Below are 21,718 nucleotides of genomic sequence, written 5' to 3'. Positions count from 1 at the left end.
CGAAATCGAATTCTAACGAATTACCGATTTCTGTCCCACTCTCTTATGATTTTATTCCACCACAGCCTCAGCAATTTCTTCTGCAGTGATTCCTGCGAAGTAACGACCTAGGTTAATGGTTTGTAGGGCTTTAAGAACGTCTTCGCGTTCGTATTTGACACCACGAAGGACATCTTCTACTGCTGCTACATCTTCGATACCAAAGAAGTCTCCATAAATCTTGATGTCTTGGATTTTGGATTCAATAACATTCGCGAAGATTTCCACCTTACCGCTAGGGAATTTAGTGCCACGACGGACATTGTATTCAGGGGACTTCCCATAGTTCCAATCCCAGGTACCGAACTTGGTTTCCTTGATACGGTTGATTTCAGCCAATTCTTCATCTGAGAAGACATATTCTGTCATCTCAGGATATTCTTTCTTCATGTAGTCTAAAAGCAAGTCACGGAACTCTTCAACAGTGATCTTTTCTGGCAACTCATCGATGATATTGGTCACACGTGCACGAACGGATTTAACCCCTTTAGACTCAAATTTGTCCTTAGATACCTTAAGCGCATTAGCAAGGACAGACAAATCAACGTCAAAAAGCAGACAACCATGGTGCATGATCCGGCCATTGATATAGGCTTGGGCATTGCCACAGAATTTCTTACCGTCGATTTCTAAGTCGTTACGGCCTGTAAATTCAGCTTTAACACCAAGTTCAGCTAAAGTATTGATAACTGGAGTAGAGAAGCTCTTGAAGTCAAAGGCCTTGTTTTCATCTTCTTTTGAAATGATTGTATAGTTTAGGTTGTTCAAATCATGGTAAACAGCTCCACCACCACTGATTCGACGGACTACTTCAATTCCATTTTCACGAACATAGTCACGGTTAATTTCCTCGATGGTATTTTGGTGACGTCCTACAATAATAGATGGTTTGTTAATCCAAAGAAGGAAGATTTGATCCTCGTCCAAAAGGTGTTTAAAAGCATATTCCTCTAAAGCAATATTAAAAGCAGTGTCGTTTGAATGATTGATAATGTATTTCATAAGATACCTTCTAATACGATAGAGACTGGAAAATAATTCCAGTCTAATCTATCTATTTTTATTTTTTCTTAGGTGAATGGATGGCCATTCCAAGTACATCCGCAAAGGCTTCGTACATCACTTCTGAGAAGGTTGGGTGCCCATGGATGGTCTTGAGCATTTCTTCTACAGTGATTTCCATCTCAATGATAGTTGAAGCTTCGTTGATCAATTCAGCTGCTGCTGGACCAATGATGTGAACCCCAAGAACTTCACCATATTTCTTGTCTGCAATGACCTTAACAAAACCTTGAGCCGCATCTGATGCAATGGCACGTCCGTTTGCGGCAAAATTGAATTTACCGATTTGGACATCATATTTCTCACGAGCTTGTTCTTCTGTCAAACCAACAGCCGCAACTTCTGGAAGTGTGTAGATAGCTGCAGGAGTCAAGTTCAATTTGGCAACAGCGTGATTTCCTTTAAGGGCGTTTTCAGCCGCTACTTCACCCATACGGAAGGCAGCGTGAGCCAACATCTTAGTACCGTTGATATCACCTGGTGCATAGATACCTGGAACAGAAGTTTCCATGTATTCATTAACCTTGATACGACCACGATCCAATTCAAACTCAACTTCTCCGATTCCTTCAAGATCTGGAACACGACCGATTGAAAGAAGAGCTTTATTTGCGATGATATCATCTTTTCCTTCAACCTTGATACGGAGTTTGCCATCTTCTTCAATGATTTCTTGCAGTTTAGTACCTGTCAAGATAGTCATACCCTTACGTTCAAGGATCAAGCGAAGGTTTTTAGATACTTCAGCATCCATAGCTGGAACAATGCGGTCCATCATTTCAATAACCGTTACTTTTGAACCAAAGGTCATAAAGGCTTGACCAAGCTCGATACCGACAACCCCACCACCAATGATCACAAGGCTTTCTGGGACTTCATTCATATCCAAGATGTCATCACTCGTCATTACAAGGGATGATTCCATGCCAGGAACGTTAATCTTGCTGACTTTTGAACCACCAGCAAGGATAATCTTCTTAGTTTCAAGTAACTCAGAACCATTGACCAAAACATTCTTATCTTTCGTAATGGTACCGATCCCCTTATGAACATCAACTCCGTAGCTACGAAGAAGTCCTGCAACACCACCAACCAAAGTATTTACGACCTTGTTCTTGGTTTCAAGAACCTTGTCCATATCCACTGTGAAGCTAGGATTGTCAATGATAATCCCACGGTTTGCCGCATGACCGATATTTTCAATGATTTCAGCGTTGTGTAGGTAAGTCTTAGTTGGGATACATCCGCGGTTCAAGCAAGTTCCACCAAGTTCAGATTTTTCAACAAGGGCAACCTTACCACCCAATTGAGCTGCCTTGATAGCAGATACGTAACCAGCAGGACCGCCACCGATCACTACGATATCATAAGCATCATCGCTCTTATTGTCATCATTTGAAGCACTTGCTGAGGCTGGTGCAGGACTCGCTTCTGGTGCTACTGCTCCAGCTGTTGGGATGTTCTCCCCTTCTTCACCAAGGTAACCGATAACTTCTGTTACAGGAACAGTCTCGCCGTCCCCTTTTAAGATAGCAATCAAGTAGCCATCTTCTTCAGCTTCCAATTCCATGCTGACTTTATCTGTCATGATTTCAAGGAGAATTTCTCCTTCTTTTACAAATTCGCCGACTTTTTTATTCCACTGAACGATTTGTCCTTCGGTCATATCTACGCCGGCTTTTGGCATAATTACTTCTAAGGCCATTTTATTTCCCTCTTTTTCTTGTTTCTATTCTCTCTCGTTGATTAGACCAACATTGAAATCGGGTCTTCAATCAAGGCTTTCAAGTCTTTCATGAATTTGGCCCCAGCCATACCATCGACAACGCGGTGGTCAATGGTCAAGCCCAAGCTCATGATTGGACGAATGACGATTTCACCATTAACTACAACTGGTTTTTCAACAGTTGCGCTAACCCCAAGAATGGCAGAGTTTGGTTGGTTGATAATCGGTCCAAAAGATTGAACACCAAACATTCCCAAGTTACTGATAGTAAAGGTTGAATTTTGCAATTCGCTTGGTGCTAATTTACCGTCCAAGGTACGTCCGATAACGTCCTTGAAGGCTACCACCAACTCTGATAAAGTCATCTTTTCTGCGTTATAGACAACCGGTGTCATCAGCCCATTGTCCATCCCAACCGCCATAGCCAAGTTGACATAGTTGTGAGTGATGATGGTTTTGCCATCTTCCGTCAATGACGCATTAATGTATGGGTGTTTCATCAAGGTCTTAACCACTGCTAGAGAAAGCAAATCTGTTACAGTGACTTTCTTGCCAGTGGCCTCCATAATTGGATCCAATACCTTCTTACGAAGGGCCAACATTTGAGACATATCAACGTCATAGTTCAAAGTAAAGGTTGGTGCTGTCAAGTAAGATTCCACCATCCGTTGAGCAATCACCTTACGCATTGGTGTCATCGGAATCCGCTCGATCTCACCATAAGGTGTCACATTATCAGGAACTTCTTCGACTTTCTCAATTTGAGCAGGTGACTTAATGGTCTCATTCTCAATATTCTCAGGAAGGAAAGCAAGGACGTCCTTCTTCATAATCTTACCACGATGACCAGTTCCTTGGATTTCTTGCCAAGCAATATTGTGTTCTAAAGCAATTCGTTTTGCAAGTGGTGAAATGCGAACCACATTTGTGTCTTTATATGTTTCCACGTCTTCTTTGTGGACACGACCGTTTGCGCCTGAACCAGAAACATCATAGAGGTTGATCCCAAGATCATCCGCTAATTTTCTAGCCGCAGGAGTCGCTCTTAGCTTATCATCAGCCATGACCTCTCCTATTCTATTATAAGATACTAAGGGCGTCAAAAGTCTCAGTGAAAATAGGAAACTTGACGAAGAAACTTTAGTTTCTAGGAAAGTTTATCTTTTTCACCCAGACTTTAGCCCGAGTTCAATTCTACAAGCAACTTGGATACACACGTATCTCAAGTTGCTACGGTTGCCGCTATCAGGCGGTCAACCTAGTAGACTTACTAATTCGTTCGTCGAATATCATCGATTCGACTCACTCATGTCGCATTTTTTCTATTTCAAAATGAAAGATAAAACCACGAATATGTTACATAATTTATGTTATGTATTATTCTTTGTTATACGTTTTACGAATGGCTTCTTTGATACTTTCAACTGTTGGTATCATTGCATTCTCAAGGTTTTGTGCGTAAGGCATTGGCACATCTTCCCCCGCACAACGGCGGATCGGTGCATCCAAGTAATCAAATGCTTCTGATTCAGAGATAATAGCTGAAATTTCACCGATATAGCCACTTGTTTTATGGGCATCATTGACAAGGACTACTTTTCCTGTCTTCTTGACAGAATTAATGATGATCTCTTTATCGAGTGGGACCAAGGTCCGTGGGTCTACTACTTCTACTGAGATGCCTTCTTCTGCCAATTCTTCAGATGCTTGCATCACGCGACGAAGCATTTTCCCGTAGGTTACGACAGTGACGTCAGTTCCTTCGCGTTTGATTTCTCCGACACCAAGTGGAATCGTGTAGTCTGGATCAACTGGCACTTCACCTTTTTGGTTGAATTCTGATTTGTACTCAAGAATGATTACAGGGTTGTTATCGCGAATAGAAGACTTGAGAAGTCCTTTCATATCCGCTGGCGTACCAGGAGCAACAACTTTCAAACCAGGAATATGAGTAAACCATGATTCCAAAGATTGGGAGTGTTGAGCTGCAGATCCAACTCCATTACCAGCAGCACAGCGAACGGTCATCGGCACTTGCCCTTTTCCACCAAACATGTAGCGAGTTTTAGCAGCTTGGTTGACAATAGCATCCATGGCAATTACAGAGAAATCCATGAAAGTCATATCAACGATTGGCCGAAGTCCAGTCATGGCTGCACCTGCTGCTGCACCTGAAATCGCAGCCTCAGAAATCGGACAGTCACGGACACGTTCTGGACCGAATTCCTCAAGCATTCCTACTGAAGTTCCGAAGTCTCCACCGAACACTCCGACATCTTCCCCCATCAACAATACGTTTTCGTCGCGACGCATTTCCTCAGACATAGCAAGGATAATGGTATCGCGGAAAGACATTAATTTAGTTTCCATAATTCTCTACTCCCCCTTAGTCTGCGTAAATATCTTCGAAAGCTGATTCGAGTGGAGGGAATGGGCTTTCTTCCGCAAATTTCACTGAAGCTTCGACTGCTTCTTTTACTTCTTCTTGGATCTGATCCAATTCTTCTGCGCTTGCAATCTCATTTTCAAGGAGATACTTGCGAAGGTTTTCGATTGGATCTTTCTTCTTCCACTCTTCGACTTCTTCACGGGTCCGGTATTTACCAGGGTCTGAAGATGAGTGACCAAGCCAACGATAAGTGACACTTTCAATCAAGACAGGACCTTTACCAGAGCGGACGTGTTCAACAGCTTTTTGGAATCCTTCATAGACATCGATAACATTGTTTCCATCAGGAATAAACATTCCAGGAATGCCGTAAGCAGCACTACGCTCGTGGATATGCTTGACATTGGTCATTTTTTTGATGTCAGCAGAGATTCCGTAACCATTATTGATACAGTAGAAAATAACTGGAAGGTTCCAAATGGAAGCCATATTCACTGCTTCGTGGAAGACACCTTCGTTGGTTGCGCCGTCCCCAAAGAAGCAGACAACAATCTTGCCAGTCTTGTGCATTTGTTGAGTAAGGGCTGCACCTACGGCAATCCCCATACCACCACCGACGATACCATTGGCACCAAGGTTACCAGCATCAAGGTCGGCGATATGCATTGATCCACCCTTCCCTTTACAAGTACCGGTATACTTACCAAGGATTTCTGCCATCATACCATTCAAATCGATTCCCTTAGCGATGGCTTGTCCGTGACCACGGTGGTTTGAAGTTAGCAGATCATCCTCGTTCAAAGCCAACATCGCTCCAACGTTAGCCGCTTCTTCCCCAACAGAAAAGTGCGTCATTCCTGGCACTTTCCCTTTTTTTACTAACTGTGCAATTTTTAAGTCCATGCGACGGATTTCTTCCATTTTACGGAACATTTCCAATAAGAGACTTTTATCTAATGTTGCCATTATTTCGCCTTTCTAAGCAATTATTCATTCTCTTTTATTCTATCTCACTATGAAAACACTGTCAAAATAAATGCTCATTTCCTTTCACAAACTAATCCGTCTAGAATACTGATAGATATGAATTCCCAAACTGTTATATAAAAGATTCACAAAGTCGTTTTTTATTATGGAAAATCAAAAAACCGATAGGGAAGACCTATCGGAATATTTTATTGATGGCGTTGGCCAAAGTCATGAATCATTTGTTCTAACTCCTCACGACTTGACGTTGTTAACATGTAAAGATAATCACCTTGAAGCTCGGCAAAGGCAGCAGGCATATCTTTCTTCACGCGGAATTGATCTCGGTATTTAGCTAAAACTTCATCCTCAGAAAGGACATAAGCTGCATTGGCACGGCGTGAAGTCGCCAAGCAATAAAGTGGCTCAAACTCAGAAGCTGAGAATGGTTCTCCGGCTACGATGGCTGCATAGCCACGGTACAAATCAATCGAGTGAGCATAGTTGTAGACGTCGATGGTGAAGCCACCTGCAGGACGATTATTGTACTCAATCGCAATATAGTCATCCCCATCACGGAAGAACTCAATGTGGAAGAAACGCTCCTTCATGCCAAAAGCTTTAACAATCGCTTCTCCGTATTGACGCAATTTTGGATCCATCTCTTTTAGGACATAATAAGAATTGTCCATCTTGTAGAGCATCAAGTCAAGTGGCGTATAAGCATAGTCAAAAGTCGTTGAGAAGACAATGTTGCCATCGCGATCGACCAGACCATCAAAGGTACAAATCTCACTAGAAGTGACAAATTTCTCAAAGAAATACTCAGTATGTCCATCCCATTCTGCCTTGAAATGGTCTACATCTTCTGCAGTTTCAAGCTTGAAGGTTGCTGCTGCTCCTACCCCATTGTCAGGCTTAGCAATCAATGGCAACCCAATCTTCTTCACAGCCTTGTCAATGTCTTTTTCGGCTTTGACCACTGCACCAGGAACGACTGGGACTCCAGCTTTCTTGAAGAGTTTTTTCATTTCTGATTTAAACTTGGTTTTCTTCAAATCTTTTGGTTTGGCACCAAAGACATTGAATTGTTCACGAAGCGCTGCATCCAATTCCAACCAATATTCATTGTGGGATTCGATGCGGTCGATTGGCCCGTGTTTGTAGAAGAGGAAGGCGACTGCGCGCTTCACTTCGTCCCAGTTTTCCATGTTATCAACTCGGAAATACTCTGTTAAACTATTGCGCAATGGCTCGTCTAACTGTTCATAAGGCTCCTGTCCAATCCCTAAGACCGTGATGCCTTTGTTAGCCAGCTCGATGGTAAATTGTTGAAAGTTTTGCGGATAATAAGGTGAAATAACAAGATAATTCATAGAGGTCTCCTCCTTTTTAGCTTATAAATACATCTGACCTAAGAAATAAGGCATTTGCTTGCGCCACCAGTCCCAATCGTGAGCGACGTCATGGCCCCACTCAGCAAACCATGCAGGAATATTTTTGTGGTCAAAGGCTTCTTTTAGTTTGTAGAAAGATGGAAGTCCATCTTGTTCCCAAGCGCCAAGACCGGTACAAATGACAATTTCCGCCTGACGGTAACGGTCAATAAACCAGCCGTCATTTTGATGCCAAATATAATCAGATGGCGAGTTTTGATAAATCGCTTCGTCACCACCAAACTCACCAACAAAGAAACGAGCATCATAGACACCACTCAAGGCAATCATCTTGTTGAAGACATCTGGATGTTGCAAGAAGAAATTAAGCGCGTGGTAGGCTCCCATAGAACAACCCGTCGTCATCATCGGATCAAACCATCCCGTTTTGTGCTTAATGAAAGGAATGGCCTCTTCAATCACATAGCGCTCGTAAGCACGGTGCATCTCTGCTCGATCATGAGGATTTTTCCAATCACAAAGCCAGCTTTCACTATCGACACTCGAAACGGTGAAGAATTGAACCCGACCTTCTTCGATAAACTGAGCACAAGCATCAATCATACCAAAGTCATAGTACTCGTTATGGCTCCCACCTGATGAAGCAAAGACCACAACAGGAATCCCTGCATGTCCATAGCGGTTTAGATACATTTCGCGGTTGAGCTGGCCACTCCAGTGGCTTAGATGTTCAATATTCATAAATTCCCTCTTTCTCTTTATTTCTTTATTTACAGTCTATTAATCCCATTTTTCTGCCAAAAAACGAAGGCATTCTGGAAGATTCTCAGCCCAGGCTTCTTCGTGGTGAATAGCCCCAGATTGTATCCGAATAGCAATATTTTCCAAAGCCACTCCTTGTTGAATGACATCGTGATAATAACGAAGGGATGAGTCGATATAGGCTTGCTTGATATTTCCCGCCATCAGCGTTTTATCCGTATCATCAGCTTCTTCAGTCCCTACATAGATGTAGATCCGTTGATCTGCATAAAGCTTCTTCCGCTCGATATAGCGGTCAAAGGCCTCTTGGTGCAACCAGTTAGCAGAGGAGAAGACTCCCAGACAACCGATTTGGTCTTGGTATTCCAAGCCCAAAAATTGGGTGATATTCCCACCAAGCGAAGATCCAATCATGGCTGTATGTTCTCTATCAGCAAGGGTTCGATATTCTTGATCGATGAAGGGTTTGACGACATCCATGACAAACTCCCCATACTCGACACCCTTGCCACCGAATTGCATACCAGGGATATTGGACTCCTTGTACTTCCAGGCAGAGTACTCGTTCATCCGTTGCAAACCATCGTTATCAATGGCAACGACAATCATGCGACTAATGTCTGGATTTCGCTTGATGGCTGGAATGACCTTCCAAGAATGACCCGCATAGGCTTCCTTGCTATACAAAACGTTTTGCCCATCGTGGAAATAAACCACAGGGTAGCGACGATCTGTATCTAATTCATAATTCTTAGGTAATAAGACTCGCACACGACGGAGTTTTCCGGTATAAAGCACTTTCAACTCGTGTGTCTTCATCTCTAAATAAAAGTAGGATTTATTCATTGTCAGAAAACTCTCTATATTCTAAATTTTTATTTATTATACCATTTTTATAAGAAAAAGTCTGGATTTCTCCAAACTTTTTCATTGATTGACTTTATTTTCCAATAAATGTAGCCAGATCTTGCAAGGAACGTTCGGCAATTTTCTCATACCGTTCCTTTTTATCCCGAATGCGTGGGCCTTCCAGCTCCTTAATAATTCCGAAGTTGACATTCATGGGTTGGAAATGCTTGCTGTCGGCATGGGTAATATAATGAGCGAGACTTCCGATGGCTGTTGTTTCTGGGAAAATCGCTGCTTCTTCTCCTTTGAAAAGACGTGCCGCATTGATCCCAGCCACCAAACCTGAAGCCGCTGACTCGACATAGCCCTCTACTCCTGTCATTTGACCCGCAAAGAAGAGGTTGGCTTGCTTCTTAGAACGATAAGTCTGTTCAAGCAGATTTGGAGAGTCCATGTAGGAATTACGGTGCATGACGCCATATCTGACAAATTCCGCATTTTCCAAACCTGGAATCATTTGAAAGACTCGTTTTTGCTCGCCCCATTTAAGGTGAGTTTGGAAGCCAACGATATTGTAGAGGCTAGCAGCTGCATTGTCTTGGCGCAATTGGACTACCGCATAAGGGGTCTTAAACTCCCCATCACGAGGTCCTTTGTAGTCATCTGGATACTCGAGACCAACTGGTTTCATAGGACCATAGAGCATGGTTTTGATGCCTCGTTTGGCCATGACTTCAATTGGCATACAACCTTCGAAATACTTTTCTTTTTCAAAAGAGTTGAGCGGGGCTTCTTCCGCATTCACCAAAGCCTCATGGAAGTCCATAAACTCTTGTTTGGTCATGGGACAGTTGAGATAAGCCGCTTCTCCTTTGTCATAACGAGACTTGAGGTAAACCTTATTCATATCGACGGTATTGACATCGATAATAGGAGCTGCTGCATCGTAGAAATAGAAGCCATCGCCACCATTGAGCGCGTGGATCTTTTCCGCCAAGGCATCACTGGTTAGAGGACCCGTTGCGACCACTGTGATCGCGTCTGTCGGCAATTCTGTAATTTCATCGCGAATCACTTCGATGAGCGGGTGTTGAGATACCTTCTCCGTTACCCGACTAGCAAAGCCTTCTCGGTCCACTGCCAATGCTCCACCAGCCGGCACACGAGTCGCTTCTGCAGCTTCAAGGATAACAGAACCTAAACGTCGCATTTCTTCTTTGAGGAGCCCGACAGCATTGGTTAGAGAATCCCCTCGGAGAGAGTTGGAACAGACTAACTCAGCAAAGTTGTCTGTTTTGTGTTGCGGAGTGGATTTGATCCCACGCATTTCGTAAAGCTTGACCGGAATTCCCTGTTGGGCAATCTGATAAGCTGCTTCCGAGCCAGCAAGGCCCGCACCGATGACATTGATATAAGATTGAGACATGACACTAATACCTCTTTGGGTATACAAACACCCCACTGGACTGTTAGACACCCACAAATCTTTCTAATTTTCTACTTGGTCCATTATACCAGAAAGCCAAGTAAAAAAACAGGGAGGGTTTTCCTTCCTGTCTTAGACCTAAGTCTGTTATTAATTTTCTTATAGACACAACCAAGCAGCAAAGAGGGCTGATAGGATACTGAATAAGGACCCGATTAAATAATACTCTGCGAAGGCTGGATTCTCCGAAATTTTATTGTAGCGGGCGATGGATTTGGCCGTAAAGACCAGACCGATAGAAGCAAATTGGCCGTAGACAAGACAGGCACCGATAATCAACCGCTCTAAGAAGCCAATCATGGAACCAGCCCCAGTGATGGTATCCATTTTCTCCTCCATCGTCGGCTGGTACTTAGCAAAAAGAATTTTAAAGACGATATTGGTCGGTTTTCCCACTAAGAGGACATAAAAGATTAGCTTTAAACTGTCACTAGGCAAATAAGTCGTGCCATTTTTAGCTCCCCAAAGAACTAGGAAACTAATGATAGCGACATGCAAGACTTGATCCAATGCAAAAGTCCATGCTGCTGTTAAATTCAATTGCTTCTGCACCAAAGGTTTTCCGTAATCAATCCCTGCATGAGTCAGCAAAATGGCCAAGCAAATCCACCACAAATCCAGATGGCAGAGGGAAACGACGAATAGAGGCAGAGCTACATACAGAATGTGAAGGCCGAGCACCTTCTTATCCTGATCCTTGTGGTCCGCCATCTTTTGACTTTGAAAATAATAATCCGACAACAAATGACAACTTAACAAGAGAAGCAAGTATGGATTTGTTACGATACTAGATAATCCTGTCATAAGCCTCTCCTTTCGCTAAACTTTGAATACTCGCTAGCGCTGCTGCTCGCCCCCGCAAGTAAACACGGATACTGCTACTTTTCAGCCGTTTAGAGAGAGCACTGGGGTTTATCTCCAGCGATTGGGCCAAATCCTGCTGGCTAAAATTCTCACTATATACACATCTCTTAAGAAGATCTAGCAGGATTTCTTCCTGACTGCCACGCCAACCCGAACGAATAGCTTCCCCGGAAGCGATGAGGGAATTCACAAAGAAGTCTTGCTTTTCCTTCCCGCATGAAAAATAAATCTGGGTATTGCCGTAGTCATTTTTCTGATGGACCAGATTGATGGCGGCGCGTGCATTCCAATAAGCTGGCCCATCCGCACCGATACTTTGTAAGGGATCGATATCCGTTACAATCTCCCCGAGACCAATCCCGAAACGAAGTTGAGTAGGAGTTAGTAAAGAACGCAGGGTATCGATCATTTGAAAAACCGGAGCATCCACCTTTAAGAGCGCCTGAAACTCATCACCCAGGGTCAAGGTAAAACTAGATGCTAAGAATTCTCCAAATAGTTCATTCATCGTTTGAAGCGTTTTTTCTAACTGTTTTTGCAGGTCAAAACGTTCTTGAACCATTTTGGAATCAATGACATCTGCAATCAAAGCAAGATACATAAGCCCACCTCCTTGTGTCTATTATAACGAAAAAAAACAAAAATGTCTATTATAACAGACATTTATTAAAATTGCCGTTATAATAGACATCGCATGATCCTAAAATCTTATTTTACTTTTTCTTCTTCGTAGTCGCCGTTGCTACATACGACCTGCTTACCGCCACCACGAACTTTTTTCTCAACTAGGTAGTGACCACATTTTGGACAATCACGGCCAATTGGCTTGTCCCAAGAGGTGAATTCGCAGTCTGGGTAACGATTGCAGCCATAGAAGAGACGGTTCCTTTTGGTTTTACGCTCGATGATTTGCCCTTGGTGACAGTCTGGACATTCCACACCAATCTCCTTGACGATGGCTTGCGTATGACGGCAATCAGGGAAATTACTACAAGCGAAGAACTTACCGAATCGACCCAACTTGATAACCATCGGACTTCCACAAACCTCACAGTCAAATCCAGCAGCCTCATCCTTGATTTGGATTTTCTCCATTTCCTCTTCAGCTTTGGCTACTTCTTTTTTAAAGGGTTGGTAGAAGGAATCAATGACCTTTTGCCACTGCTCTTTTCCGAGTTCGACATCATCGAGTTTCCCTTCCATCTCTGCGGTAAAGGTTACATTGACGATATCTGGGAAGAATTCAACGATCAGTTTATTGACGATTTCTCCTAATTCGGTTGGCTCGAAGCGTTTGGCTACAAGCTTCACATAATAGCGTTTTTGAATGGTCTCAATGGTCGGTGCATAGGTTGAAGGACGACCAACACCATTTTCTTCTAAAGTCTTAATCAAGGTCGCTTCAGAGTAACGAGCTGGTGGTTGGGTAAAGTGCTGCTCAGGTTTGCTGTTGACCTGAGTGACGGTATCCCCTTCTTCCATGTCCGGTAGCATCTTATTTTTGTCCGAATCATTGTAGATCGCCAAATAGCCGTCAAACTTCACCTGACTACCATTTGCTGTATATTGAACCCCATTTTGCCCCAAACGAACATTCATAGTATCAAAAACAGCTGCTGTCATTTGACTAGCCACAAAACGATTCCAGATCAAGGTATAAAGCTTAAGCTGGTCCTTGTCCAAATACTTGGCAATTTTCTCAGGCGTATTGTAGACGCTTGAAGGACGAATAGCTTCGTGAGCATCTTGAGCACCAGAAGCATTCTTAACCCGACTACCATGCTTAGAATACTTGTCTCCAAATCGATCAATGATAAAGCTAGCTGCTTCATTTTGAGCGACTGGACTAATCCGAGTCGAATCCGTACGCATATAAGTGATCAAACCTTGAACACCAGATCCAATATTGATTCCTTCGTACAATTGCTGGGCCACCATCATGGTCTTACGTGTACGGAAGTTAATCTTATTGGCTGCGTCCATCTGCATGGAAGAAGTTGTGTAAGGAAGCGGCGCATTGCGTTTGCGCTCTTTCTTCTCTACCTTTTCAACGATATACTCTTTCCCATCGAGATGTGAAAGAACGGCTTTCACATCCTCCTGGTTTTGAAGCTTCATCTTCTTGCCATTCATTCCATAGAAATTGGCTTGGAATTGCTTGGTCCCCTTTTTAAAGGTTCCATCAATTGTCCAATATTCTTCTGGTTGGAAGGCATTGATTTCTTCTTCCCGGTCAATAATCAATTTAAGAGCAACGGATTGCACCCGACCAGCCGAAAGTCCCTTCTTCACCTTTTTCCATAGAATTGGTGAGATGGAGTACCCAACAATCCGGTCCAAGACACGGCGCGCTTGTTGAGCATCTACCAGATCCATATCAATCTTACGGGGTTCTTGAAAGGCATTTTTTACCGCATCCTTGGTAATTTCGTTGAAAACAACGCGGTTCTTATCTTCCTTATCCAACTGAAGAATATGCGCCAAATGCCAAGAAATAGCTTCTCCTTCACGGTCCGGGTCACTTGCGAGAAAGACTTGTTTGGCTTTTTTAGCCTCTTTTTTCAAATCATTAATCAAAGGACCTTTTCCGCGAATATTGATGTACTCTGGTTCGTAATTGTTCTCAAAATCAATAGACATGGTAGATTTTTTCAAGTCACGAATATGACCCACGCTGGCCATGACCTTATAATTTCTACCAAGATACTTTTCAATCGTCTTCGCTTTCGCAGGAGACTCCACGATGACTAAATTCTTTTTAGTTGTTGTGGTTTTCTTTTTTGTTTTAGTAGCCACTTTTTTACCTCTATTTTGTAATAAACCTCATAGAGTGTAAACTATTTTTTTCGGGATGTCAACCGTGAAGTTCTCCTATAGGAAAACTCATTTTAAAATTCAAACTCATCTAGGACATCTTTTCCACTGGTGACCAGCTTTGCACCTTCTTGAATGAGGTGGTGACAGCCATCTGAACGTCCATCCAAGATCGAACCAGGAATAGCAAAGACATCTCGCCCTTCTTCCATAGCACGCTCGCAGGTGATCAGACTTCCAGACCGCATCCGCGCTTCCGCCACGATCACCGCTCTAGAAAGGCCAGCAATAATCCGATTGCGCTCTGGGAAATGGTGCTTCTGAGGACCTTGACCTGGACCGTATTCTGTTAAAACTAAATGGCTCCCACTCATGTACTTCTGCAATTGTTTATTGGATCTAGGATAGAAGACATCTAAGCCAGTACCAATCACTCCAATTGTCTTTCCTCCATTTCGAATTGCAGCATAATGGGCTGCAGCATCAATTCCCTTGGCTAATCCGCTCACCACAATTAATTCATTATTTAACTCGTTAATGATTTTCTCAACGGATTGAATCCCTGTACGGCTACAGGATCGACTCCCTACAACCGCAATCTTTGGCTGTTTAAGAAGATCAATATTGCCTAAGTAAAACAACAAAACAGGTGGGTTATGCATCCAGAGAAGCTCTTCAGGATATTCCGGATCCATAATGGAAATCGAATCAAACTCCTTAAACTCTTCTCTCAAGACCTTGTCATCAATCCGGATATACCGTTCCATAAATAGTGTTTGATTGCGACAACCTGCAATTTTTGCCATTAATTCTAAAGAGGGCCACTCCCCATTCATTTCCCAGTAATTGACAATGTTAAAAACCTGTAAATTTGACAGGCCAGCAACCTTTAATTTATAAAGTTCATATTTGTTCATTTGTAAACCTCATTTTCTACTATCTATTTATAATATTCGTAAAAGAAAACAAAAAAAGCTCTAAAAATAGAACTTTTTAATGATTTTCTAAGATGTTAAAATGACAAACTGCCCCCAAAAGATTACTTGAGTTGTGGTAACGAGCTGCTTGAATCTCCACTAAAGAAAATCGTTGCTCCCCACTTTCCTCCATCAGGCTTTTATACTGATGGTTAATCTCTTCTAAAAGAAGGGGTTGACTACTAATTCCCCCACCAATCGTCACTTTTTCAAGCCGAACCAAAGACTGAAGATTATAGATTAGGATCGCAATTTCCCGACAATAAGAAGCAAATAAGTCTTGCAATTCCTCATGATGACCAGCTTCAAGGACTTCAAAAACTTGAACTCCATCTTCTTCAGGCAATTCTAAGAGCCGACTAGCATTAGCCACAAAATTGACTGCAGAGCCTAAATTTTGAACCAAACTGGAAATCCCATGTCTCAAAATCTCGGTCTGATATTGCTTTTGTTCAGGAGTCACTTGCTTCTCCCCTAAGCTTGGCCAACGAAGATAATCCTTGAGATTCCAGGTGGAAATTAAGGAACCGTTGGAAGTCAAGGCTAAGCCTACCCCAGTTCCTAAAACAAAGGTTGCGCCACAATCACAATCCTGGAGGTTTCCAATTCGTGCTTCTGCCAAGCCTGCAGCATCCCCATCGTTGAGGACGGTCACAGGGACTTGAAAAGTCTTATTTAAACGAGAAGCTAAAGGAATATTCCTTAAATAAGGAATGAGGCCACCTTTGAAGACAAATCCCAGTCGACTATTGATTTCACCCGGACAAGAGATGGCGATCCCAGTGATTCGATTCTGGAACAAGCAAATCACGCGCTCAAGAGCTTCCCAGAATTCCTCAATAGTAGCTGGTGTCGGAACTTTAGAGGAATCACTCACCTGATAGGCTTCATCCACTAAGGCATATTTAATAAAGGTCCCGCCAATGTCAAAGGCTAATAGCATTTCCTTCCCTCCTAATCAACATCCGTCATGGACTTAATGGGTTCGAAGCTTCGGCGATGGATAGGAGTGACCCCATGTCTTTCCAAGCCCTCAAGATGATTGCTTGTCCCATACCCCGCATTCTGAGCAAAATCATAACCTGGATACTCTTGGTCATAGGCTGCCATCATCTGATCTCGTGTCACCTTCGCCACAATAGAAGCCGCAGCGATAGACAGAGAATTAGCATCTCCTTTGATGATGGATGTCTGAGAAATAGGGAGAGCCAATTTCATAGCATCAATCAAGAGGTGTTGAGGTTGAGGATCCAATTCTTGAATAGCCTCTAGCATGGCTAATTTGGTTGCTTCATAAATATTAACCTGATCAATGACCTGATTATCTTTTATCCCAATCCCGACAGAGAGAGCCTGGCCTAAAACCGCTTGATAAATAGCATAGTGCTTCGATTTTGGAATTTTCTTACTATCGTTTAAACCTGGAATCTTACAATTTTCCGGCAGAATAACGGCTGCTGCGACGACAGGGCCAGCCAAAGGGCCTCTCCCTACTTCATCCACACCTGCAATAAGATGAATCCCTCGAGCATAGAGTTCTTTCTCATAGGCTAGCATTTTTTCTAAACGCAAGTCTTCGTCCACTTGTTTTTGGAGTTCGCGTTTTCGTTTGCTGATAGCCGCTTGAACGCCCGCTCGACCATCAAGGATCAACTCTTCAAATAAGGGATGATCTAGCTCATCAATCGTTGCTAAACACTCTTTGATTTCTTTAATCGTTGGCATCCACTTCACCTACACGATCAAGGGTATAGCGACCCAAACGACCATCACGTACATCCTTGACAAACAAACTGTAAAAGCGATCGTAATCATCTCGGAAGCCTAAGCGTTGAGTCATTTCCATGATGATTTCTGGCGCTTCCTGCTCCAAATCCATTTGTTTATAGCGTTCTTGTAACTCTTTTGGGTAATGGGATTTAAAATACTCAAGACCAAAAATAGTCACCTCATCCATTGGCAATAACTGGTCCTTAATGGCACCCGTTAAAGCTAATTTTAGAGCTACATCTTCATCTTCAAATTTTGGCCAAAGAATCCCTGGGGTATCCAAGATTTCGAGGTCCTTATTGGTTTTCAACCACTGTTGCCCCTTGGTCACTCCTGGTTTATTTCCAACAACAGCAATCTTTTTCCCTGCTAGGCGGTTCATCAGCGTTGATTTACCAGCGTTGGGAATCCCAATAATCATGGTCCGAAGGGTTTCGATTTGAATCCCCCGTTCTTTCTGGCGGGCAATTTTATCGGCCATCAAAGACTTAGCAGCATCTGTGACTTTCTTAACCGTAGATTGCTCTTTGGAGTTAATAGCCAAAGTTTTGATTCCTTTTGACTCAAAATACTCCTGCCATTCTTTTGTAGCGACAGGATCGGCCAAGTCTACCTTGTTCAAAATCATCAACTTAGGCTTATCACCAACAATTTTTGTTAACATGGGATTTTGACTTGATAGAGGCAAACGAGCGTCCACCAAAATTGTCACAAAATCCACAAATTTAATATTTTCTTGTACTTGTCTTCTAGCTTTGGACATATGTCCAGGAAACCATTGAATAGTTGCCATGTTCTCCATTCCTTTCCAGTTCAGTCTTTTATATTATAACATGTTTTATTGAATTCTCAGCGTCAAATGAGAATACAAAAAATGAAGCTACCTAGGTAACTTCATTTTTTTCTATTCCGTCCAATTAATCAACGATTTCAATTGATCGTCCATTGTATAGGTAAAAGTATCTATATTTCTAGTAAAGGAGTTCTTCAAATCATTCTGGTCAGAAAAGTTTTGAAAATTATACTTCTTAGAATCTTTTTCAAAAGTCTGAATAGTTTTTCCAGGATTTTCATGAGCATTGTCTTTCCCATGATTTTCAACCTGTTCAATAACTGTAATTTTCGAAATTACAATATAACTTGTTTTTGTTTTACCATAGGAGGTATTGGTAATAGAGTATACATAGATTAGCTGTGGGATTTTGGAATCAAATGTACCTCCCCAGTCAACTCCATCTTTTATTGCCGCAAAAGCCATCCCTTCAAATTTTGGAAGGACTTTGTAATTGCGATCAGCCACATAAGCCTTTGCTGCATCCTCTACATTTTTAGAGATGGCTTCTTGTGTATCCTCATCCACTTTTGACAAGGAAGTCACATAAGCCCCTTCCTCAAAATCAGCCAAAGTGACCTTGTATTTCATACTGTCTTTTCCTTTCTCAACAGTTTGACCGTTTTCTTTCAACGCATTTTTACCACTTTCATTGAGACGAATTTCAATTTCATCTCCAACTGCAATGGGATCATTACTTGAAACTTCTTTTCCATTCAGATAATAATCAAATGGAAAACCATATTTAGCGGTTGCCTTTGCAACAATTTCTACATCTTTTCCTTCAAATTGAGAAGGTTTTGATAAAGTTCCATTTGGAGAAATGCCCTTGATTTTTGGATAAAAACCCTTAAAGGGGTCAACACCTACAAGCGGGATTAGATCTGCCTCCTGAGTTACAGATGTACCAGTAAAGTGAAGGCCAGGTATCATGTTTTCAAGATCACTTTTATCGTAAAGTAATTTAACCGTAATTTTATCGTGGTTGTTTAGGTTCTTTCGCTCTTTTACATCTATCAGCTCATCCCCTTTATAAACGCTAAATTCTACTTTTGAAACTAACTGATCAATATTGTAATTTGAACTCTCCGTTTTGGAGTGATCCGCTTTAAGTTTCTTCTTGATATCCCGGTCTAAATTTTCCTTATTTAAACTAACTGACTTCTCAACAATAAATCCTTCACCATCATTCCCTTTGATTTCCAGCTTTACATAATCCTCTAAATTAATGGTGTCACTGCTTCCACGGTTCAATAGGAAATAACTTGCAACAGCAATGACAGCAAGAAGGACAAAAATCCCTGCTAAAATTCCTCTAATGTTTCTTTTTGGTTTTTTAGGTTCTGGGGCTTGAGTTGGACTTGGCCCTAATTGAACTGTCTTTGGTTGAAAAGCAACAGCTTTTGGTTCAGCTTTGGCAGCTACTTGAACTTTAGCACCACATTTAGAACAAAAGGCATCACCAGCATTGATGGGTGCCTGGCAATTGGTACAGTTTTTCATAAATCATCTCCTTATTATTTATCGAGCGTCCTTACGGACAGAAGTCAATACTAGGGAAGTTGCGACCATAAATAGAGCTGAAAAAGCAATCAAGACTCCCCAATTTCCAAGAATCGCAAGTAGATCATAAGCATAGGTTCCTACCCCATCTTTTTGATAAACTTGCCAGTCAGTATGACCTTGAGACGGGACCAAATTGTTCATGTTTGCAATCCGAAAGAAGGCCGTTGTTCCCCATCTCGTAATCGTTGCATGTGAGATCCACACTAAAAATGGAATTTTTTCATCCAAAGATTGGAGAAAATTTGAAAACAGCAGTTGAACCATCAATACTAGCGGCATGGCTGTCATCGCTTGGGACGATTTTTTGACAAATGCCGAAATCAATAAGGCCAACATATCGGAAGTAAAAATCACCAAGAACAAAGTAACCCCAAAAAGAACTATCTGACTTCCATTTCCTTGAGCATGTGGATAAAGTATAACAATGGTTCCTATCATTAAGACAGCTTCGGCTAAACAAAGAACCAACTCTGTTAATACACGTGCCGCTACATAAGAAGGTAAGGACAAGCCTTTAATTTGGTACTCAAACTTGATGACTTTTCTCTCATTACAAATACTGGTCACTGAGTTAAAGAGACCAATCCAGAGAGCTGCAGAAATAAACATGATCGAAGAAGTTCTGGTAATGTGGTATTTATTAAAAACTTCATTAGCATTAAAAGCGATCGAAATGATGAAAGGAAGGAGAATCGCTTCTGATACAAAAAATAGGGATTTTTTGTTGATGAGGAGTCGAAGGAATTTACTAAAATAAATCGAGACTTGCTTCTTATCCAGCATGGACACCTCTCCTTTCATTTTCAAACCATAGCACATATCGGTCAACAAGAGCTGCATTTTCAGCTCCTGAAATTTTATGGACGATGTCTTCTAAGCTATTAGCCGCAAAGACTTTTAGCGCATTGTCAACAGATCCAAAGTAACAAAGTCTTCCGCATCCTTCCGAACTCTTTCCAACCACCATGACCTTGTCAAAGAGATGACGAATACGATCGGGTGTATGAGTGATAACACATAAGATTTTTCCTTCATCCGTAATCTCTCTCAGTGTGGTCATGACCTCCATGACCATGCTCCCATCAACACCGGAATCCGGCTCATCCATAAAGAGAATCTCAGGGCGCGTGATGTATTCCATTGCTATTGTAAGTTTTTTCTTCTGGCCACCTGAAAGAGAAGAACACTTAGATCCTTTTACCGATTCTAAATCCAACTTTTTCAGAACTGATAGGACTTCTTCTTTTCGAAGTTCAGGATTTTCTGCTAATTCAGATGGGCCATAGAGTTTGGCTGCATCTTCTAAATTCTTATAGACCGTATCTTCCATTCGGTAATGCTCATCCGGAGATTGAGGAGCGAGGGTGATCACCCCTTGTTTCTTCCCATCACTTAATAAATCCACTCCATTAAAATAAGCAGTGGTATTTGAATAAACAAGTCCTGTCACTGCTTCCATAAAGGTTGATTTCCCAGCACCAGAACCACCCAGAATAAGTATCATCTCCTTAGGTTTAAATTCTACCTGAATGTCCTTAAGAATGGTTTTACGGTTTAAGAGCTTTCCGACTGTTACATCTTGAATAGCAATCGTCAGTGATGAATGAGAAAAGTCCTGGCACTCTCTAGTTGAAACAGATGGATCTGCAGCTGCTGACTGAAGATCTTGGTAAATGATCTGATCTCCTAGTCTGACAACCAACTGATTTGATAAAACTACACAATCAATCCTAGCAAGCGAGGACAAATCCACCGGAAATGCATCTTTTTCAATGGTCTTCCATTCTAGGGATTGCATTTCTACAATGATGAATTTTGAGCGAAAAACATGGCCGTCAGCATCACAAAGGTTGATAATGGAACGATGATTTAATAGAGCACGTTGATTTTTCTGATAGATCACACCATCCACCTCAATCATCCCAGACAAACAATCAAGAAACCATTGATCATCAAGAAAACGGAAGACAGCAATAGAAGGGGACTGATAATCATCAGCCAGATGCAAATCTGCCTGACTCCCTTGAGATATACCATCAACGCTTAAGCCATTAAAAAGTGGAATAGCAGAGAAATCCCTATTAAGGTAGGTAAAGATGGTTGGATTCTGCATAAATATAGCCCTTTCAAGAAAAATAAATTGCTAGACAATCAAAACCACCCTATGAAGGGTGGTTAGACTCTATGGTATTTACTCCACGAGTGATTTACTAACTAGT

The 21,718-nt window shown here is 42.0% G+C and carries 19 protein-coding genes; all 19 read right to left on the bottom strand.

The genetic code is table 11. The features are described 5' to 3' along the window. Positions 1–51: 51 nt before the first annotated feature. The 19 genes from ADF75_RS02415 to ADF75_RS02325 all read right to left on the bottom strand — a co-directional run bounded on the left by ADF75_RS02415 (position 52) and on the right by ADF75_RS02325 (position 21,612). Positions 52–1,041 (bottom strand): lipoate--protein ligase, encoded by a 990-nt coding sequence (locus ADF75_RS02415; RefSeq protein ID WP_006596373.1) that lies wholly within the window; start codon positions 1,039–1,041, stop codon positions 52–54. Between the two features lie 58 nt (positions 1,042–1,099). Beyond that, positions 1,100–2,806, bottom strand: coding sequence for a dihydrolipoyl dehydrogenase (lpdA, locus tag ADF75_RS02410; RefSeq protein WP_048789011.1), 1,707 nt, complete (start codon positions 2,804–2,806; stop codon positions 1,100–1,102). Positions 2,807–2,847: 41 nt separating this feature from the next. Beyond that, positions 2,848–3,891, bottom strand: coding sequence for a dihydrolipoamide acetyltransferase (locus tag ADF75_RS02405; RefSeq protein ID WP_048789010.1), 1,044 nt, complete (start codon positions 3,889–3,891; stop codon positions 2,848–2,850). Positions 3,892–4,204: 313 nt separating this feature from the next. Next, positions 4,205–5,197 carry an alpha-ketoacid dehydrogenase subunit beta gene (locus ADF75_RS02400; RefSeq protein WP_048789009.1) on the bottom strand — a complete coding sequence of 331 codons (993 nt, stop codon included), beginning with the start codon at positions 5,195–5,197 and terminating at the stop codon, positions 4,205–4,207. 16 nt (positions 5,198–5,213) lie between these two features. Next, complete coding sequence (locus ADF75_RS02395) at positions 5,214–6,182, bottom strand: thiamine pyrophosphate-dependent dehydrogenase E1 component subunit alpha (protein ID WP_048789008.1); 969 nt, start codon at positions 6,180–6,182, stop codon at positions 5,214–5,216. Between the two features lie 209 nt (positions 6,183–6,391). Beyond that, positions 6,392–7,558, bottom strand: a complete 1,167-nt coding sequence (locus tag ADF75_RS02390) for an ATP-grasp domain-containing protein (protein ID WP_048789007.1) — start codon at positions 7,556–7,558, stop codon at positions 6,392–6,394. A 21-nt stretch (positions 7,559–7,579) separates the two neighbouring features. Continuing rightward, positions 7,580–8,320, bottom strand: coding sequence for an esterase family protein (locus ADF75_RS02385; RefSeq protein WP_048789006.1), 741 nt, complete (start codon positions 8,318–8,320; stop codon positions 7,580–7,582). Positions 8,321–8,359: 39 nt separating this feature from the next. Next, positions 8,360–9,187 (bottom strand): alpha/beta hydrolase, encoded by an 828-nt coding sequence (locus ADF75_RS02380; protein WP_048789005.1) that lies wholly within the window; start codon positions 9,185–9,187, stop codon positions 8,360–8,362. A gap of 94 nt (positions 9,188–9,281) precedes the next feature. After that, the gene (trmFO, locus tag ADF75_RS02375) at positions 9,282–10,616 is read right to left on the bottom strand and encodes a methylenetetrahydrofolate--tRNA-(uracil(54)-C(5))-methyltransferase (FADH(2)-oxidizing) TrmFO (protein ID WP_048789004.1); all 1,335 of its coding nucleotides are present in this window, start codon (positions 10,614–10,616) and stop codon (positions 9,282–9,284) included. A 159-nt stretch (positions 10,617–10,775) separates the two neighbouring features. After that, entirely contained in the window at positions 10,776–11,480 is a 705-nt protein-coding gene (locus tag ADF75_RS02370) for a DUF3307 domain-containing protein (protein WP_048789003.1), read from the bottom strand. Continuing rightward, positions 11,464–12,141, bottom strand: coding sequence for a SatD family protein (locus tag ADF75_RS02365; RefSeq protein WP_048789002.1), 678 nt, complete (start codon positions 12,139–12,141; stop codon positions 11,464–11,466). Before ADF75_RS02365 ends, ADF75_RS02370 begins: the two co-directional genes overlap by 17 nt. Positions 12,142–12,248: 107 nt before the next feature. After that, positions 12,249–14,336 (bottom strand): type I DNA topoisomerase, encoded by a 2,088-nt coding sequence (gene topA / locus ADF75_RS02360; protein ID WP_048789001.1) that lies wholly within the window; start codon positions 14,334–14,336, stop codon positions 12,249–12,251. A gap of 92 nt (positions 14,337–14,428) precedes the next feature. Further along, complete coding sequence (gene dprA / locus ADF75_RS02355) at positions 14,429–15,271, bottom strand: DNA-processing protein DprA (RefSeq protein ID WP_048789000.1); 843 nt, start codon at positions 15,269–15,271, stop codon at positions 14,429–14,431. A gap of 76 nt (positions 15,272–15,347) precedes the next feature. Next, complete coding sequence (locus tag ADF75_RS02350) at positions 15,348–16,274, bottom strand: ROK family protein (RefSeq protein WP_048788999.1); 927 nt, start codon at positions 16,272–16,274, stop codon at positions 15,348–15,350. 11 nt (positions 16,275–16,285) lie between these two features. Next, a complete protein-coding gene (locus ADF75_RS02345; protein ID WP_048788998.1) occupies positions 16,286–17,056 on the bottom strand; it encodes a ribonuclease HII in 771 nt (256 codons plus the stop codon). Beyond that, complete coding sequence (gene ylqF / locus ADF75_RS02340; protein ID WP_048788997.1) at positions 17,043–17,894, bottom strand: ribosome biogenesis GTPase YlqF; 852 nt, start codon at positions 17,892–17,894, stop codon at positions 17,043–17,045. The genes ADF75_RS02345 and ylqF overlap by 14 nt, the downstream gene beginning before the upstream one ends. Positions 17,895–18,005: 111 nt before the next feature. Next, entirely contained in the window at positions 18,006–19,436 is a 1,431-nt protein-coding gene (locus ADF75_RS02335; RefSeq protein ID WP_048788996.1) for a zinc-ribbon domain-containing protein, read from the bottom strand. Positions 19,437–19,454: 18 nt separating this feature from the next. Continuing rightward, positions 19,455–20,282, bottom strand: a complete 828-nt coding sequence (locus tag ADF75_RS02330) for an ABC transporter permease (protein WP_048788995.1) — start codon at positions 20,280–20,282, stop codon at positions 19,455–19,457. Beyond that, on the bottom strand, positions 20,272–21,612 hold the full coding sequence (locus ADF75_RS02325; protein ID WP_048788994.1) for an ATP-binding cassette domain-containing protein: 1,341 nt from the start codon (positions 21,610–21,612) through the stop codon (positions 20,272–20,274). Before ADF75_RS02325 ends, ADF75_RS02330 begins: the two co-directional genes overlap by 11 nt. Positions 21,613–21,718 lie beyond the last annotated feature (106 nt).

Origin of the sequence: Streptococcus sp. 1171_SSPC (genome assembly GCF_001069335.1) — a bacterium.
Taxonomy (GTDB): domain Bacteria; phylum Bacillota; class Bacilli; order Lactobacillales; family Streptococcaceae; genus Streptococcus; species Streptococcus xiaochunlingii.
The sequence above is the reverse complement of the archived record's forward strand: the minus strand, read 5'-3'. Positions and strand labels throughout refer to the sequence as shown.

Excerpts from the sequence above, each read along its gene's own strand:
- ADF75_RS02415 (WP_006596373.1), bottom strand. The coding sequence starts at position 1,041 with ATGAAATACATTATCAATCATTCAAACGACACTGCTTTTAATATTGCT.
- lpdA (WP_048789011.1), bottom strand. The coding sequence starts at position 2,806 with ATGGCCTTAGAAGTAATTATGCCAAAAGCCGGCGTAGATATGACCGAA.
- ADF75_RS02405 (WP_048789010.1), bottom strand. The coding sequence starts at position 3,891 with ATGGCTGATGATAAGCTAAGAGCGACTCCTGCGGCTAGAAAATTAGCG.
- ADF75_RS02400 (WP_048789009.1), bottom strand. The coding sequence starts at position 5,197 with ATGGAAACTAAATTAATGTCTTTCCGCGATACCATTATCCTTGCTATG.
- ADF75_RS02395 (WP_048789008.1), bottom strand. The coding sequence starts at position 6,182 with ATGGCAACATTAGATAAAAGTCTCTTATTGGAAATGTTCCGTAAAATG.
- ADF75_RS02390 (WP_048789007.1), bottom strand. The coding sequence starts at position 7,558 with ATGAATTATCTTGTTATTTCACCTTATTATCCGCAAAACTTTCAACAA.
- ADF75_RS02385 (WP_048789006.1), bottom strand. The coding sequence starts at position 8,320 with ATGAATATTGAACATCTAAGCCACTGGAGTGGCCAGCTCAACCGCGAA.
- ADF75_RS02380 (WP_048789005.1), bottom strand. The coding sequence starts at position 9,187 with ATGAATAAATCCTACTTTTATTTAGAGATGAAGACACACGAGTTGAAA.
- trmFO (WP_048789004.1), bottom strand. The coding sequence starts at position 10,616 with ATGTCTCAATCTTATATCAATGTCATCGGTGCGGGCCTTGCTGGCTCG.
- ADF75_RS02370 (WP_048789003.1), bottom strand. The coding sequence starts at position 11,480 with ATGACAGGATTATCTAGTATCGTAACAAATCCATACTTGCTTCTCTTG.
- ADF75_RS02365 (WP_048789002.1), bottom strand. The coding sequence starts at position 12,141 with ATGTATCTTGCTTTGATTGCAGATGTCATTGATTCCAAAATGGTTCAA.
- dprA (WP_048789000.1), bottom strand. The coding sequence starts at position 15,271 with ATGAACAAATATGAACTTTATAAATTAAAGGTTGCTGGCCTGTCAAAT.
- ADF75_RS02350 (WP_048788999.1), bottom strand. The coding sequence starts at position 16,274 with ATGCTATTAGCCTTTGACATTGGCGGGACCTTTATTAAATATGCCTTA.
- ADF75_RS02345 (WP_048788998.1), bottom strand. The coding sequence starts at position 17,056 with ATGCCAACGATTAAAGAAATCAAAGAGTGTTTAGCAACGATTGATGAG.
- ylqF (WP_048788997.1), bottom strand. The coding sequence starts at position 17,894 with ATGGCAACTATTCAATGGTTTCCTGGACATATGTCCAAAGCTAGAAGA.
- ADF75_RS02335 (WP_048788996.1), bottom strand. The coding sequence starts at position 19,436 with ATGAAAAACTGTACCAATTGCCAGGCACCCATCAATGCTGGTGATGCC.
- ADF75_RS02330 (WP_048788995.1), bottom strand. The coding sequence starts at position 20,282 with ATGCTGGATAAGAAGCAAGTCTCGATTTATTTTAGTAAATTCCTTCGA.
- ADF75_RS02325 (WP_048788994.1), bottom strand. The coding sequence starts at position 21,612 with ATGCAGAATCCAACCATCTTTACCTACCTTAATAGGGATTTCTCTGCT.